This is a genomic window from Ruegeria sp. B10 (assembly GCF_056539825.1).
The window spans coordinates 349,471-366,188 of record NZ_JBQFVP010000003.1; the positions used below are offsets into that span (position 1 = coordinate 349,471).

Consider the following 16,718-nt stretch of genomic DNA (forward strand, 5'->3'; position numbering starts at 1 on the left):
TCCCGAAACGGCTCTAGTTCGAGACATATCCCGCAACCACCTGCAGCAACTTGAACGCCGTCGCCGCGTCGTTTTCGACCACGGCCAGGAATTCCTCTTCCCCGATGCGCAAGCAGGAAAGATCGGTTTCGGCCACCATGCTCAACGCGCGGGGCTCCTTACGGATCAGGCCCAGCTCTCCTACCAATGCCCCGGGGCCGACGCGTAGGATCAGCTCATCCGGCGTGCCCGTTTTAGGCAGATACAACCCCGCTTCGCCTTCGAGGACGACGTATGCACCATCCGTGGGTTGGTCATCTTTGAGGAAGATCACCTGCCCGGCAGAGGCATCAAACCACCGCGCACCAAAAGCCAGCAGGCGCAACTGTCGCCGATCAAGGCCGGAAAACAGCGGCGTCTGCTCTAGGGCGCGCAGCTTGCGGGCCAAGTCGGCCGAGGCGGCACTATCCTCTTCCACGTCCCCCGGTCCTTCATCTGTGACAACCCGACCTTGCCGTATCTCGACATACATGTCGAAGACATCGGGGTTTTGGAATTGATCGTTCAGATAGATGACCGTGGTCTCGGGCAACAGCGCGCGCAGGTTTTTGTAGACCGCGACCTGCGTCTGCATGTCATAGCTGGCCAGCGCGTTTTCCAAAATCAGAATGTCCGGCTTCTTGATCGTCGCACGGGTGAACGCCAGGGGTTCGGCAAAGACTGCGGGCAGGTTCTGACCGCCCAGCGCGACCGGCACGTCATAGATCAGCTCGACTACCAACGGACGCGCGCCGTGTTCGGCCAGAACATCAACGATCAGCTTGCGCACCTCGTCTGAACGCGCGCCGCCGATCTCACTGACCTTGCCGAACAGCGCGTTCTCCATCACGGTCAGGCCGGGCGCGACGGCTTCGGGGTTCAGTGGCACGAACACATCCATCAACGGCCGCATGAGCTTATCCGAGTGGCTGTGGCGCAGCTCCAGAATACGATCCTTTAACTCATCCGAAAAGGCCGGGCCGATCTGTTCAGCCGAGACGACCAGAGGCACTGCCAACAAGGTGGCCAGCTGCTCGTCGTCCAGCCCCTCAGCGCCTTCCTTGCGGGTGCGCTCGACAAGTTCGACTGCCGTCTCGTAGGTCTGCGCCTCAAGGCCTAGCTTGCGGAACAGCGGGTGATCCGTTCCATCCAGACCGAAGATCTGGCGCAGCATGTCGATCACATCACGGGTCAGCGCGATCAGAGTCTCGTCCAACCCCAGCTCGCGCAATTGACCCAGAAAGACCCTCTGCTGTGCCAACAGAGCTTGCGTGACCGGCACACGGGGCGTGGCAAACAGCAAGTTCTCGGCCACGGGCAAGGCCGGGTTATAGGTGGACTTGTCGAAGATCAGCGCCTGCTGTTCCAGCCCTGCCTGCTTCACCGCCTGCTGCACCGACGGGCGCAGCTTGACCAGTTTCTGCGCCAGTTCCGGATGAAGTTCCGCGTCGAAAACCTGCTCGGCCCCGCGCTGAAACAAGGCCGCGCCCGACCCCATCCCGTCAATCAATTGCAGCCACCAATCCCGCAGGGCATCCGCCGTTTCCAGCCCGGCCAGAGACGGGTCCAGCCACTCGGCCTTGAAGGGGTCGGTGCTGTTTCCTGCCCGCAAGGTCTCAGTAAATCCGGGATCGTCGCCACCCTCCGACAGGGGCTTGTAGCGCATCGGCATCATCACATTGTCGCCCAGCGATCCCTGAAACATCACCGGTCTCGATGACGCATAGCCGATCCGCGCGGCAACGACGCCCTGATGAAGCTCGGCCAGATTCTGCTCGCCAATACGGACACGCCCAGCGCTTGGCAGGATTTCGCGGGTCAGCAACTCGGCAATAGCGCGGCGGTCTTCTTCACTAGGCGCGGCGATCCCGATCGTTTTGCCATGCGGGAAGGTCAGGTTCAGATCGTCCAGGATCTGGTTGCCGTCCATATCGCGCACCGACACCCGATCCAGTGCGATATCGCCATCAAGATGCGGACGGGTCTTTGGCTCACCCTCAAACAGCGCTTCTTCCTGCATTCCGGCCGGCGCAAACCGTTCGATCACCACATCCCAACGCAACGACATGTCCTGCGTCTGGTTGTAGTAGGTCAGCAGTTCCTTCCAGGGAGAGCTGAGGTCCTTATACGCCGCCAACGCCGCCACCAGCGCGCCCAGCGAGACTGAGCCCTGCAGGACCAGCAGACCGCCCACCAGATAAAACATGAACGGCGTCAACTGTGAGATGAAGTTGTTTATGAACTTCATAAAGAACTTCTTCTGGTAAATCTCGAACCGGATACCGAAGAGCCGCCCCAGCTGATCCGAGATCATGGCCCTACGATACCGCCAGCCCCCATTTGCGCGCAGGGTCGAGGCCCCGGCCGCGTTCTCGCCGATCTGAGCGGCAAGGATACGCACCTCCTGGATGCGCTTTTTGTTGAGAAGGTTGATCTGGCGCTGCAACTTGGGAATCAACCAGGCCTGAACGGGGATCAGCGCCACCGCAGCCAGACCAAACCAGACGCTTTGCAGGAACAGAAACGACAGGATGGTGATCATCTGCCCCGCCTGCAGAACTGGCTGGCTGATCGCATCCCCCATCAACCCGCCCATCGGCTCGCTTTCGGCGGTGATCATCGAGACCATCTCACCCTGGCTGACCCGCTCGAAATAGGGCTGGGGAAAACGCAGGGCGCGGCTGATCAACTGATAGCGAAAGCGGCGCAGCATACGCTCGCTCAGGACACCTTTCATGGTGTTGATGCGCATTTTCATCAGACCATGCGCCAGCACCGCCGCCAAAAAGGCAAAGCACAGAATGATCAGGAAATTCGTCTGCGGCAGGCTGTAGCCCCAAACCTGAACCACGCTGCTCGAGGCACCAATCGCGTCATTAATAATGCGCTTGGGCAGCTCAAGCGTGAGATAGAGCAGCGGAAACAACGTCGAGGTCACGGCCAGCAGGATCAACTGGTCGCGCTTGGAGTATTTCCAGATGAAGCGGAAAATCGTGCGTTCTATGGAACCTGTCCCTGCTTTTGATCAATGATCCGGTTTCGAAACGATGCACGGAAAATTAACAGTCTGAATTTACAGTAATCTTGCTTTGCTAGGCAAATAGTTTCCGACAAAGTGCCAATCTTTGCGCATGTGTGAACTAGTTCATTTGCCTACACGCATTTTAGCGCCTAGAGTTCCCTTTAGGACGATATCGGGAGGATACGTTTGCCCGAAAGCTATGGTGCCGTGTTGCTGTTGCTCTGCTTGTTGCAGATCAAACATATGTTCGCGGACTTCTATCTACAGACGCCCAAGATGCTGACCGGGCGTGGAGAATATTTTCATTTGGGACGCGCGCAACATGCAGGGGTGCATGTTGTGGGCTCGGCCCTTATTTTTTTGCTGTTTGGTGCACCGATCAGCTTTATCCTGATCATATCGGCCCTGGAATGGATCATCCATTTCAACATTGATTTCGCAAAGGCCAGCTATTCCGACAAGAAAAAGCTACAGCCCAATCAAGCCGCGTTTTGGCGGGCAACCGGGCTGGACCAGTTGATGCACAGTCTGACCTATATTGCGATGGTTTGGGCCTGGATCGCTTTCGCCGTCTGAGGTCTTAGGCAACGCGGTCCATTTGCGCGATCTGGTAGGCGGACATCCAAAGACGGTCCACTGCATCCAGTTCGTCCGGATCAAACTGCTGCTCGGACTCCCAATACCGCCCAGATGGCACATAGTAGCCAAGGCGCGCTTCGGCCACCAAAGCGTCATGCGCGCCACCGGTCGACGGCATCGGTACGTCTTCCATCCGTGACGCGCGAAGCGATGGATAGAGCAGCCTGCTTTCACCCTCCGACAAGCGCACCATACGACAACCCTGAGCCGCGGCGAACACGCCCAATCTGGCCGACTTTGCCTCAAGCGACCGCAATGAGATGTCGGCACGCAGCGGATCAGCGGTTCCGTTGCCGTAGAAATGCGTCTTCCCCGACCCGGGATAGACCATATCGCAGCCGAAATAGGCAATCACCGACGGAGCAAGGGCGGACAGCGCCCAATAGCCTGCGGTAAACGCCATGGTGCCTCCCGCATAGACAAAACCGCCATAGGCGTTCTGCCGAGGCACGTAGTCTTCGGCTGTCACGATCCTTTGGTCTTTTGTTAGCTCTGTTGGTCGGTTTTCCGGCGGAAAATCTTCGGGGTGGATCAGGATGTCCCAATCTGGACGAATGCGCCATGCGTTGTTGATGGCCACGATTTGCGTGAACGGTTTCCGGTCCCAATCCCGGGCGGCTACCGCTGACGGCGCACTGCCAAGGATCAGGACTTTGTTTGGCGTCTGAGGCATCACATATCCGCTCCTTTTCGCGTCTACGTGATGTTAGGGCCAATTGTCGGGCTGACTACCCCAGAACGGAAAAACTGCTTTCTTCGTTGATCGCGCGGTTGCGCGAATAGAATCCGACATCAATCACGCGCTCGATGTAAGGCAGTTCGAATTGAAGTGGTTCAGCATCGTGGTCTGCGCCGCCCTCGCAATAGTCGATCAGAGCCGTCATCATCTTACCCGCAATCGGCGCGTTTTTGTATTGGTTCCCGCTGGTGCCGCAGGCCATGTAGAACCCTGGCAAGCTGGATTTATCGTATATCGGAATCCAATCGGTCGACGCATCATAAAGATCAACCACGCCCCGTGTTTTGGACGGAATACCAAGGCTCGGCACCCGCTGCGCATAGCGCATCGCCTGCGTCGTCCACTGGTCGGTGAAATCGCGGTTATATGTCTTGTCATCCTCGCACCATTGATGCGGATCGCATTCGGGATCCTCGGACCCCACAAGGATATGGTTGCCATGCTCGGGGCGGCAGTAACAGGCGATGTCACTATCCGAGACGATGGTTCCGTTGTTTTCGAAATCGAACCCCTCAGGCGCCGGGACATGGACCACTTCCTGCCGCAGCGGGCGCGTTTCGATGGTCATGTCGTCTAGAACGCCCGCCATACCGTTGACAATGGCCGATCCCGGCCCGGCCACGTTTACCACAACCTTGGCTCGAATTTCTTCGCCCGAGGCTAGTTTGACACCAGCTACGCGCCCATCCTCGATCAGGATTTCAACAACCTCGGCCCCAGTGCGCAGCTCAGCCCCGTTCTGGATTGCCGCATCCATCAGGTTCTGCGCCGAAAGCGCCGGGTCGGTAACATAGCCTGCCTGAGGCCAGAACACGCCGCCCTGCATCTTGCGCCCGTTCGGTTGTCCGAACTCCGGGTCGTCCATTCGGCGCGCAGGGGCGAAGCTGTCCAGAGAATAGACCGGCAAGCGTTCCGTGACAGTCTCTGGCGACCATTCCTCGAAGGGGCAATCCAGATCCGCGCTGTTTTGCATATGCTTTTCCAGCATCCCATTGGAGTCTGTTTTCATGACCAGGCAACCGGTCTCGCGGAACTGCGCCAGATTGGCATCTGCGGGCAGGCCCAGATACGCGGCCCAATCGCGCCAATAATGGTAGCCCTCCCACGCGAAAGCCGTGCCGTCAAACGTCGAATAGTGCATGCGGATGATCGCGCAGGACCCCGCGGTCGAGCCATGGCCGACCTGCGTATTGCGGTCCAGCGAAAGGGTTTTCCATCCGGCCTTGGCCATCTCGAACGCGATGGCCGCGCCAATGACGCCTGTCCCGATTATGATTGCATCTGGTTGGCTCATTCTGTCTTTCCTTCCCAAAAGCGCTTGGAATAAGCGCGAAATTCTTCAATTTCCTCGGCCCGAGGCTGAACCCCTGTGAAAGCATGCAGGTAGTGAGGCACAAGCGATAGGCGCGTTTCCATTGGCTCATTCAGCTGCGCCAAATCATACCCGATCTGCATGTAGTATAAGACGCGCGCCCGGGTTTCGGCCTCTATGTCCGAATAGCCAAAACGCGCAAACATCGCGTGCAGCGCCTTGAGGCGTCGTGCATCGGATTGATCCAGGGCATTGCGCACCTTGCCCGATTTGCGAGCCCAGTCCCGAATGGCAAAATCAAGTGCCGTGTCGAACAAATCCGTGTTCACCACGCACCGCTGCACGTTGCAGACCGCGCTGGTAATTGTCTCGGCCGCGGCCTCAGCCTGCGCGATCAACGCCGCCGTATTGGTCGCCTGCCACCGCGCCAGCAACGCATCCAGAAGCTCCTGCCGCGATTTGAAGTACCAGTAGAAAGACGAGCGGGACACGGCCATGCGCTCGGCCAGGTTCATGACCTTGATCTGATCCACCCCGTCCGAGATCAGCACGTCCATCGCCACATTCAGCCAGTCATCCCGCGTGACTTTGATATTTCCGACCAAAGGCTCGGCCTTGGGGTCATCGCGGTGCAGGATCGGTTTGGTGCTCATTCAACTCTCCGGCGGAGCGCCGCCTTCGGCAGTTCGCTTCGCGATGAAATCGTGCAAGGCCCCGAGCCGATCGCTATCGCCAGCGGGCGGTTTGAAATCATTCAGGATACCTTTCCAAACACCTGTTGCACGTTGATTGGCATCGACAGATCCACGCTCGGTCCAGGTGCCGAAATTGGCGTAGTCGTGAACATGAGGCTGGTAGAATTCGGTATTGTAGCGCTCCATCGTCTGGGACGAGGCAAAGAAATGCCCGCTGGGGTCAACCTCACTCAGGGCGGTATCAAAGCCGATTTCGGCCTGTCCGGCCTGCGCGCCGGCACACAGTTCAGCTACCATGTTCAACACTTCGGCGTCGCAGATCATTTTCTCAAACGACACGCTCAGCCCGCCTTCGAGCCAGCCTGCCGAGTGGATGATCACCGTCGCCCCGGCCATCAAACAGCCCCAAAGGCCAAACTGGTTTTCATTTGCGGCCTGCACGTCGTTGATGTTCGAGGCCGACCCGGCCGCCGACCGCCATGGCAGGCCCAGGAACCGCGCCAATTGTCCCGCTGCCAAAGACGCCTGGAAATGCGATGGCGTCCCAAAGGCTGGAGCGCCGGATTTCATGTCGACGTTGCTGGTGAAGGTTCCGTAGCAGACCGGCGCGCCAGGGTTAGTCAGTTGCGTTAGGGTCACAGCCGCCAGAGCCTCGGCATGGGACAGCGTGATGGCACCCGCGACCGTGATCGGAGCCATCGCTCCCATTAGGGTGAACGGCGTAACGATCGACATCTGACCATGGCGCGCAAAGTCGATTAGCCCTTGCGCCATCGGGATATCCAGCGTGCGCGGGCTGTTGGTGTTGATGATCGTATAGCAATGCGCGTCACCTCGGAATTCATCATCTGAAAGCCCTCGTGCGATAGAAAGCATCTCAAAGCTGTCCAACACCTGAGGGGTGCCGCGCGAGAAGAAGAAGGGGAACTTGTCCGTCAACTCCATCTGCGCCTGCGTTGTGAAATAGTGGCGCAGATGGGTCGGCACATCCTGTGGCTCGACCTGAGGCGAAATCATCTGGAAGACATTGAAGTGATGCGTCAGCTTCAGAAACTCGATGTAGTCCTGACCCGACGCCGGTCGCCTGCCCCGTTCCAGATCGGTTGCGTTCGGCGCACCTGCACCCGGTTGAAATACAAGCGAACCCAGTTCCAGCGTAAAATCGCGGTCCCGCGCCCCGGCATGACACGCGATGGATTTGGGGGCCGAGGCCACGGCGGCCTCAACCAAATCACGCCCGATAAAGACCATTTGAGTGTCCTCATCCACACGCGCACCTGCCTTGGCAAAGATGCGGCGGGCTTCGGGCAGCAGGACTTTCACCCCAAGTTCCTGCAACACACGCAGCGCCGTTTCGTGCATGTCCGCGATCTGATCTTTGGGGAAAACCTCCATCTGCGGGAACGGGTTACGCAGCTGGCGGTAGTTCACATCGCGCGAAGGCGGTGGGGCGGCATCTGCACCCCGCCCGCGCCGTCGCCGACCACGCTCGGATGTCTGCGAGATCACCATCAGCCCCTCATCGCCTTGCCCTGCGGATCGTAGGGAGAGGGCGGAACCACGCGCGCAGGCCGTTCCACACCAACCACATGCACGGTCAGTTCCGTCCCCGGCTCGGCCTTGTCACGATTGATCAGTGCCATCGCCAGAGACTTGCCCGTGTAGTGGCCGTAGCCGCCCGAGGTGACAAAGCCGACGCGTTCGCCATTGGACCAGATCGGCTCATACCCGCTGGCGTCGGCATCCACGGCATCGACCTCAAGCGTCACCTGAAGCTGCGCCGGGCCATTGCCATCACGCTCGGCCAAGGCGGCGTCTTTCCCGACGAAATCCTTGTCCCAGTCGATCCAACGATCCATTCCGGTCATGCCCGGCGTGTAGGCTTGGGTGAATTCAGCGGACCAAATGCCGAAACTCTTCTCCAACCGGGTTGAGAGCATGGCGTTGAACCCGCATTCGCGGATGCCTTCGTCAGCCCCGGCGTCCAACAGCATCCGGCGCAGTTTGATGTGATCGCCGTAACGGCAGTTGATCTCATACCCCTTTTCACCGGTCACCGACATGCGGGCGACGCGGGCGCGGACCAGACCGATATCGAAATCTCCACAACCCATGAATTTCAGGCCCGAGATATCCTGTTCCGCCAGCTTCTCAACCACCGCCTGCGATTTCGGGCCGACCACGGCAAAGCCGCAGTATTCCTCGCCCAGATCACGGACAGTCACGCCTTCCATCATGTGGTCGTCGAACCAGCGCATGTGCCACGCACGAAGGTAGTAACTGCCCATGATCCACCATGTTCCGTCACCCCAGTTCAGCACGGTCAGGTCGCCTTTGAGCCGCCCCGTCTCACCCAGCATTGGCGCCAGCTTGGCGCGCCCCGGTCCCGGCAGTTTCGAGGCCATGACCTTGTCCAGCCAGGCCTGCGCATTCGGACCCGTCACCTCGAACCGCGAAAAGCCCGAGATGTCCAACAGGCCAACCCCTTCACGGAGCGTCTTGCATTCCTCCGCCACGATGTCATGGGCGTTCGACCGTTTGAGAGTTGGTGTTTCCTCGAACCCTTTCGGCGCAAAATAGAGTGGCACTTCCAGGTCCCAGCTGACCCCCCATTTGCAACCTGCTTCGGTCATTGCGTCATGCGCCGGGGCCATTTTCAGCGGGCGGCCAGCAGGCAGTTGCTCGTTTGGATAGGTCATCACAAACCGGCGGGAATAAAACTGACCGGTGGTTTCGCGGATGTAGCGTTTGTTCTGAGCAAAATCGCCGTAGCGCGCGACATCCATTGGCCATGCGTCTGCCTCGGGCTCGCCATGGATCATCCATTCTGCCAGCGTTTTGCCAACACCGCCACCTTGCAGGAAGCCCGCCATCACAGCACAGGCCGACCAATAGCCACGCTTGCCCGGCACTGGCCCGACCAGAGGGTTGCCGTCGGGCGAGAAGGTAAACGCGCCATTGACCCATGTCTTGATGCCCACATTCTGGATCGAAGGATAGCGCTCAAAACCCAGCGTCAGCTCGTTCTCGATGCGGTCAAGCTGCTCTTGAAACAGTTCCTCGCCATAGTTCCAAGGCGCCCCGTCCATGGCCCAGTGCTCGTGGTCGACCTCGTAGATCCCGACCAGAACGCCCTTCTGATCCTGCCGCATGTAGGTGAAACCTTCGAGGTCGACGGTCATCGGCATCTCGAACTCGGCCTCGGCAACCTCGGGGACTGTGTCAGTGATCAGGTAATGGTGTTTAAGCGGTGAGACCGGCAGCTCCACTCCGGCCATCCGTCCCACTTGCTTCGCCCAAAGGCCCGCCGCGTTCACAACATGCTCGCAAGTGATTGTGCCCTTGTCGGTCACGACCTGCCACCCATCGGCAGTCTGCGTCAGGCTCTCAACCTTGGTTTCCTCATAGTATTCCGCGCCACGCTTCCTTGCCGCCGTCGCGTAGGCCTGCACCGTGCCGGTCGTGTCAATATAGCCCTCGCGATCCGCCCACATCGCGCCCAACACGCCATCAGTGGACATGATCGGGCAGCGCCTCTGCGCCTCTTCCGGGGTCAGAAGTTCGCAATCATCAATGCCGATGGATTGGAAGATGCGGTAGTTTGCCTGCAGCCATTCCCAGCGTTCCGGTGTGCCAGCAAGCGTGAGACCACCGGTCATGTGCAGGCCGATATTCTGGCCCGATTCCTTTTCGATCTCACTGAGCAGGTCGATAGTATAGGCCTGCAAGGACGCCATATTCGGATCCGCGTTCAAGGCGTGAATACCGCCCGCCGCGTGCCAGGATGACCCAGAGGCCAGCCTCCGCCGCTCCAACATGACGACATCCGACCAGCCGAACTTGGCCAGATGATACAGGACCGAGGCCCCAACGACACCGCCCCCGATGACCACAACGCGATACTGAGATTTCATCCTGCCCTCCGCTGCACGACTCGGGTGAAACGCTAGAGGCACTGTTCACTTCTGTCTAGACATTTCTGTACAGTGTCGAACACAAGCTGGTTCCGGCCAGATCAGGCGCGTTTTAGAGGCTGGCGCTTGTTCGGGGTTTGATCGTGTCAAACCAGGCTTGGGTCGCGGTATTTGCTTCCGGGATACGCATTTTGATCACACGAGCGAAATCGACAAAGACGAATCCGCTGATATCGGCGAGGGTGAAGTCCTCGCCCGCCAAAAACGGGCTGTCCTGCAAATGGTCCTCGAGCAAATCGAAGAACGCCCCCACCCTGTCGCGACCCCGTTGCGCAAGCTCGGGGATCTGCGGATAGTTCTCTGGTCCCGGAATAGGACGATCCTTGAAAGCAGGATGGCCGTTGCGTAGTGCTTCGGCGATAGGCATACCGCCTTGCTGCTCGGCGATTGCGTTCCACATCAAAACACGGCCTTTTTCATCCGGCGTCTTGCCCATCAATGGGGGTTCCGGGCTCTGCGCCTCAAGATACGCAGCAATCCCAAGGTTCTCGGTCAGAACCGTGCCTTCATCGGTCACCAGCACAGGGATCGTGGCCCGAGGGTTAACGGCGCGAAACGCATCGCTCAACTGCTCTCCCTCCGCGATCGATATCTGCCGGGTTTCGATCTCCAAGCCTTTTTCGGCAATGAACATACGCGCGCGGCGCGGGTTCGGAGCGGTGGCACAGTCGTAAAAGATCATCCGTTTTCCCTCTGTCGTGTTTAGCTCAAAGCCTTGGCGACCGCCCGCGCGATCACCCGTTCTTCGTCGGTCGGGATCACGAGCACGGGTATACCGCCATCTGATATCACCGTCGCATTTTGGGCGTTGGCCTCGGCGTCCAGATGGATGTTGAGAAATCCCATCCCATCCAGCACGCTCTGGCGAATAGGCGCAGCGTTCTCACCAATGCCGCCGCAGAACACCACCGCATCCACGCCACCCAAAACAGCCGCCATCGCACCCAGCTCCCGCCTGATCCGGAAGACATAATAGTCTATCGCCTCACGCGCGCGGGGATCATCGCTTTCCAGCAATGTGCGCATATCGTGGCTGATCTCGCTGAGGCCTAGCAGGCCACTTTTCTTGTAGAGGATATGCGTGATCGCCTCGGCAGAGTGACCTTGCTCCATCAGATAGAGCAACACGCCGGGATCAAGCTGACCGCAACGGGTCCCCATAGGCAGCCCATCAAGAGCAGAAAAACCCATGGTTGAGCCGATACTCCTTCCATTGGCCACAGCGCACATCGAGGCCCCGTTGCCCAGATGCGCGATCACCACCCGGCCTGCGGCCAGATCCGGGAATTCCTCAGCCATCTTGCCGGTAATGTAGTCGTAGGACAGTCCGTGGAACCCATAGCGCCGAACGCCTTTCTCATAAAAGCGGCGCGGGATGGCGAAGGCATCGTTCACAAACGGATGGCCGACATGAAAGGAGGTGTCAAAACACCCAATCTGTAAAGCACCCGGGAAGGCCGTTCGCGCAGCGCGGACGGCCGCCAGATTGTGGGGCTGATGCAGCGGGGCCAGTGACGAGAGCGTTTCAAGTTGGGCCAGCACGTGATCATCCAGAACCGTGGGCCCTTCGAAGGTCTGTCCGCCGTGGACAATGCGGTGGCCCACACCGACAATCAGATCCGATTGAAGCAGAGGCTCGATGTTCTGCAAGATCGCCGCGACCCCGGCCACGTGGTCAGCAGGCCCGATCTCGCGTGTCTCATGAAGCCCGTCGCCGTTGATTTGCAATTGGGCGACCGGCCCCAGATTGTCCACCTGCCCGTGCCACAGCAATTCGGGTTCAGCGTCGGCGCGGTAAACTCCGAATTTGATGGTCGAACTTCCCGCGTTCAGCGTCAGTATGGCCTGCATTGCGTTCCTCCAGCTTTCTTAGCCTTTTCGTGGACCCGGACGCGCCTAACGCGTCACCGCCGGTAGATAAAACAGCGCCCCTCGACTGCGCCCGCTGGTAAGGGCAGCTCGGACAACGCATCGAAATACATTCGATCACTGGAAACCATCAGGCCACCCGGTGCCAGAAGCGGTTCAATCAAAGGCGAAACAAACCGCGCGAAGGCGTCGTTCTTTTCGCGATTGTGCCCACCCAAATCCGCATGGATCAGGCTGGCCGTCGCGCCGAACCGATCCACCGAGGCTGGCAGAGTGTCCCGCACATCGCCCAAAATCACCCGATCCTCTGGCGGGGTGGAGTCGGGGTGTGAGGCCACCGCGCGTTCGAACACAAAAACCGGGCGGTTCTGGATGTACTGGATCATGTGGTGGTAGGTTCGACCATTGCCCAGGCCCAGTTCGAACACCGGCCCGGACATGCCTTTTGTCTGCTCGATTGCAAAATCGAGGCAGGCGCGTTGCGACACCATACGGTCAATAAACAGATCCAGTCGGCTTTGGTTTTCGGGCACAGGGGATTCTCTCTTTGATACTCAACGCCAGCTTAAATGGTGCTGGTCACGAACTTGATGGCAAAAACTCAACTGTTTGTGTAGTTGTAGAGGCGAAAGTTTCACATTCCCGCGACATTTCAGCCTAAGAACGGGTTTGACGAGTCGGGTGAAACCGCGCGACAGTAAGTCAAAAAACGGGGAGAATAAAAAGCCGATGCTCATCTACGGCCAAACGGGTGGAAAACCCGAATGACTGCGTTGTTGTCTGTCAGAGATCTCAGCATCGGTTTCGGCACGTCGGATTCAGTCGTGCGAGACGTGAATTTCGACGTGGAGGCCGGACAGACACTAGCATTGGTGGGTGAGTCGGGTTCGGGCAAAACAATCTCCTGCCGGGCCGTGTTGCGCATCCTGCCCCGCGTGGCGCAGATTCGCAGCGGCTCGATTATTCTGAATGATTCCAAGGGCCAGGCCGACCTGACGCAAATCAACGAGCGGGAGATGCGCAGCATTCGCGGCAACCGCGTCTCGATGATCTTTCAGGAGCCGATGCGATCTTTGTCGCCACTGCACAAGATCGGCAATCAGGTCAGCGAGGTCCTCTGGCTGCATCGCGGCGCGTCCGAGGCGCAAGCCCGTAAAGAAGTCCTGACCCAGTTTGAACGCGTGGGCTTTCCAGACCCTCAGCGGGCTTATGACTCTTATCCGTTCGAGCTGTCGGGTGGTATGCGCCAGCGCGCTATGATCGCCATGGCGATGGTCTCTAAGCCAGAGCTGCTGATTGCAGACGAGCCTACTACTGCGCTGGATGTGACAACGCAGGCTCAGGTTTTGGGCCTGATCAAGGAACTTCAGCGCGAAACCGGGATGGCGCTGATCCTTGTCACGCACGATCTGGGCGTAGTTGCGAATATGGCCGAGCAGGTCGTCGTCATGCACAAAGGTCGCGTGATGGAGGCAGGCCCCGCCGCCCCCATCCTGACCGCGCCGGCGCATCCCTATACTAAGCAGTTGTTCGATGCGGCCCCAGCCATTCCGGATCAGGACGCCGTAGGCATTCCGATGCCGGACGAGGACCTGATCCTGCATATGAAAGGGGTCTCCAAGACCTATACGATGCGCTCCAGCAAGGGCTGGCAGGCAGACAAACAGATCCATGCCTGTCGCAGCGTCGACCTGAAACTTGCACGTGGCAAGACACTGGCGATTGTCGGCGAAAGCGGCTCTGGCAAGACCACCGCCGCCCGGATTGCTCTTGGCGCCGAACTGCCCGATCCTGGCGGAGAGGTTCTGTTCTGCACCGCCCAAGGCGAAGACCCCATCCCGGTCCACCATATGACCCGCGCCCAACGCACCGCGTTTCAACGCAAGGCGCAGATGGTGTTTCAAGACCCCTACAGCTCACTCAGTCCACGGATGCGTATTCAGGATGCAATGACCGAGCCGCTGGAAATACACCGTATCGGTTCCGTCTCGGAACAACGCGACAAAGCGGCCGAGATGCTGCAACGCGTGGGGCTGAACTCGGATATGCTGAAACGCTATCCGCATGCGTTTTCCGGTGGGCAGAGACAGCGCCTGTCCATCGCCCGCGCCATGATGCTGGACCCGCAGTTGATCGTCTGTGACGAGCCGACCTCGGCGCTGGATGTGTCGGTTCAGGAACAAATCCTGACACTCTTGGAAAACCTACAGGACAGCCTGAACCTGTCCTATTTCTTCATCTCTCACGACCTTGCGGTCGTGGCCCGTATCGCTGACGAAGTTGCCGTTATGCGTCGGGGGCTGATTGTCGAACAAGCCCCGCCCGAAACACTCTTCTACAATCCGCGCCATCCTTACACAAAGGCGTTGATTGCCGCTCAACCAGAACCCGACATTAACCGCCCGATTGACCTGCAAATGGTCTCTATGGGTGCCGGCGCGCCGGACAGTTGGGATGAGGCCTTTCGTTTCTCGGACACCGTGATACCTTCGCTGGTGGAATTGGAACCGGGCCATAAGGTACGTTGCCATGTTTAAGACCACTCGCCCTCTGATCCTGGCCGCCACTCTGGCCTTTGGCTGGACGCTGCCTGCACTGGCCGATGTGCCGGTTCCGCAAGAGAGTAGCTTTTGGTCGGCTGAGGTGAATGCGGGCGATCTGCCCCCGGTTTCGGAACGCCTACCCAAAGACCCTCTGGTGGTGGATCTGGCCGCGAAGGGGCGTGAATTCGGCACCCCCGGCGGCACAATGCGGACCATGGTGACCCGGTCCAAGGATATCCGCCAGATGGTCGTCTACGGTTACGCCCGGTTGGTTGGGTTTGACGGAAACTACAATATCGTGCCCGACATTTTGGCCTCGTTCGAAAATGACGGGAACCGCAAGTTCACTCTGCATTTGCGCGAAGGGCATAAGTGGTCGGACGGCTCGCCGTTTACCTCCGAAGATTTCCGGTACTGGTGGGAAGATGTCGCCAACAACGAATTGCTCAGCCCCTCTGGGCCACCTGATTTTCTGATCGTCGAGGGAAAGGCCCCGACCGTCTCTTTCCCGGATGAGACGACAGTGATCTACGAATGGGATGATCCGAACCCGGACTTCCTGCAAACGCTGGCACAGGCCCGCCCGCCCTTCATTTACCGCCCGTCGGCTTTTCTGAAACAGTATCACGAAAACTATGTTGATCCTGAGGATCTGGCCGCGCAGGTCGATGATGCCCGCGTCAAAAGCTGGGCGGCCCTGCACAACAAACTCGACAACCTCTACAAGTTCGACAACCACAAGCTGCCCACGCTTCAGCCTTGGCTGAACGCAAGCTCGGGCAAGAAAATCCGCCACAACTTCGTCCGCAATCCGTACTACCACCGTATCGACTCCAAAGGGGTGCAACTGCCCTATATCGACGTGGTCGAGATGGAGATTGTGGCCCCCGGGCTGGTAGCCGCAAAGACCAATGCGGGTGAGACCGACCTGCAGGGTCGTGGTCTGGCGTTCCGAGATGCCTCGATCCTGAAAAAGGGTGAAGCGGTTGGCAACTACAAGACATTGCTCTGGAAAACCGGTGTGGCCTCACAGATCGCGATCTATCCGAACCTGAACTACGCGGATGAGGTTTGGCGGGATGTGATGCGAGACGCGCGCGTACGCCGCGCCCTGTCTTTGGGGATTGATCGCAAGACGATCAACCAGGCGCTCTATTTCAAACTGGCAAAACCGGGCGCGATGGCGGTTCTGCCTGCCTCGCCCTTCTACAGCGAGGAAAACGCCCAAGCTTGGGCCCAGTATGATCCCGATCTGGCGAACGCCCTGCTGGACGAGGCCGGGCTGACTGAGCGCAACAAATATGGCATTCGCCTGCTGCCCGATGGGCGCCCGATGGAGTTAATCATCGAAACCGCTGGTGAGCGGCAGGAGGTCGAGAACGCCCTGCAGATCGTCACCGACACATGGCGCGAGATTGGCGTCGATCTGGTGATGCGCCCGCTGGATCGCGACATCCTGCGCAACCGTGTTTTTGCTGGCAACACCATGGCCTCGGTATGGTTCGGCTGGGACGACGGGCTGCCCCAAATCCACACCTCACCCGCCTATCTGGCCCCAACGGATCAAGTGTTTCTCGCCTGGCCAAAATGGGGGCAGTATTATCAGACCGGCGGCGAAGTCGGTGAGGCCCCCGACATGCCCGAGGCTGAGCGTCTGATGACTTTAGCCCATGACTGGGAAATCGCCGCCACAGATGAACAGCGCGCGGCCGTCTGGACCGAAATGCTGGATATCCACGCCGACCAGCTATACGCCATCGGCATTCTGAACGGCGCACCGCAGCCCATTGTCGTCTCGAACCGTTTGCGCAACGTCCCCAAGCAGGCCATGTGGGCATGGGAACCCGGCGCGCATTTCGGCGTCCATCGCCCTGATGAGTTCTTTTTGGTCGACTGAGCAGGAGCAG

Annotated in this window: 12 protein-coding genes; 3 read left to right on the forward strand and 9 right to left on the reverse strand. The window is 59.0% G+C overall.

Annotation, left to right across the window (positions count from 1 at the left end):
- Nucleotides 1–13 precede the first annotated feature (13 nt).
- A complete protein-coding gene (locus ACR0J4_RS06180) occupies nucleotides 14–3,010 on the reverse strand; it encodes an ABC transporter transmembrane domain-containing protein (RefSeq protein WP_480668335.1) in 2,997 nt (998 codons plus the stop codon).
- 216 nt (nucleotides 3,011–3,226) lie between these two features.
- On the opposite strand from ACR0J4_RS06180, the gene ACR0J4_RS06185 reads away from it, so the two are divergent.
- On the forward strand, nucleotides 3,227–3,616 hold the full coding sequence (locus ACR0J4_RS06185; protein WP_170377584.1) for a DUF3307 domain-containing protein: 390 nt from the start codon (nucleotides 3,227–3,229) through the stop codon (nucleotides 3,614–3,616).
- A 4-nt stretch (nucleotides 3,617–3,620) separates the two neighbouring features.
- Here the strand turns inward: ACR0J4_RS06185 and ACR0J4_RS06190 are convergent, their stop codons facing one another.
- From ACR0J4_RS06190 to ACR0J4_RS06225, 8 genes are all read right to left on the reverse strand, one after another.
- Entirely contained in the window at nucleotides 3,621–4,352 is a 732-nt protein-coding gene (locus tag ACR0J4_RS06190; protein ID WP_170640617.1) for a hypothetical protein, read from the reverse strand.
- Nucleotides 4,353–4,407: 55 nt separating this feature from the next.
- Nucleotides 4,408–5,712, reverse strand: coding sequence for an FAD-dependent oxidoreductase (locus ACR0J4_RS06195; protein WP_170555760.1), 1,305 nt, complete (start codon nucleotides 5,710–5,712; stop codon nucleotides 4,408–4,410).
- Nucleotides 5,709–6,383: a TetR/AcrR family transcriptional regulator gene (locus ACR0J4_RS06200; RefSeq protein WP_170640619.1), complete on the reverse strand. Its 675-nt coding sequence runs from the start codon at nucleotides 6,381–6,383 to the stop codon at nucleotides 5,709–5,711. The genes ACR0J4_RS06195 and ACR0J4_RS06200 overlap by 4 nt, the downstream gene beginning before the upstream one ends.
- Complete coding sequence (locus ACR0J4_RS06205) at nucleotides 6,384–7,937, reverse strand: trimethylamine methyltransferase family protein (protein WP_170640621.1); 1,554 nt, start codon at nucleotides 7,935–7,937, stop codon at nucleotides 6,384–6,386.
- Nucleotides 7,937–10,339, reverse strand: coding sequence for a GcvT family protein (locus ACR0J4_RS06210; protein WP_170640623.1), 2,403 nt, complete (start codon nucleotides 10,337–10,339; stop codon nucleotides 7,937–7,939). The genes ACR0J4_RS06205 and ACR0J4_RS06210 overlap by 1 nt, the downstream gene beginning before the upstream one ends.
- 112 nt (nucleotides 10,340–10,451) lie before the next feature.
- Complete coding sequence (locus ACR0J4_RS06215) at nucleotides 10,452–11,081, reverse strand: glutathione S-transferase (protein ID WP_170640625.1); 630 nt, start codon at nucleotides 11,079–11,081, stop codon at nucleotides 10,452–10,454.
- A 20-nt stretch (nucleotides 11,082–11,101) separates the two neighbouring features.
- Nucleotides 11,102–12,250 carry an acetate/propionate family kinase gene (locus ACR0J4_RS06220; RefSeq protein ID WP_170640627.1) on the reverse strand — a complete coding sequence of 383 codons (1,149 nt, stop codon included), beginning with the start codon at nucleotides 12,248–12,250 and terminating at the stop codon, nucleotides 11,102–11,104.
- 53 nt (nucleotides 12,251–12,303) lie between these two features.
- Nucleotides 12,304–12,801 (reverse strand): class I SAM-dependent methyltransferase, encoded by a 498-nt coding sequence (locus ACR0J4_RS06225; protein WP_170640629.1) that lies wholly within the window; start codon nucleotides 12,799–12,801, stop codon nucleotides 12,304–12,306.
- Nucleotides 12,802–13,032: 231 nt separating this feature from the next.
- Between ACR0J4_RS06225 and ACR0J4_RS06230 the strand changes: the two genes are divergently transcribed.
- Together ACR0J4_RS06230 and ACR0J4_RS06235 are read left to right on the forward strand one after the other, a co-directional pair.
- The gene (locus tag ACR0J4_RS06230; RefSeq protein WP_170640631.1) at nucleotides 13,033–14,805 is read left to right on the forward strand and encodes an ABC transporter ATP-binding protein; all 1,773 of its coding nucleotides are present in this window, start codon (nucleotides 13,033–13,035) and stop codon (nucleotides 14,803–14,805) included.
- A complete protein-coding gene (locus ACR0J4_RS06235) occupies nucleotides 14,798–16,708 on the forward strand; it encodes an ABC transporter substrate-binding protein (RefSeq protein ID WP_170640633.1) in 1,911 nt (636 codons plus the stop codon). The genes ACR0J4_RS06230 and ACR0J4_RS06235 overlap by 8 nt, the downstream gene beginning before the upstream one ends.
- Nucleotides 16,709–16,718 lie beyond the last annotated feature (10 nt).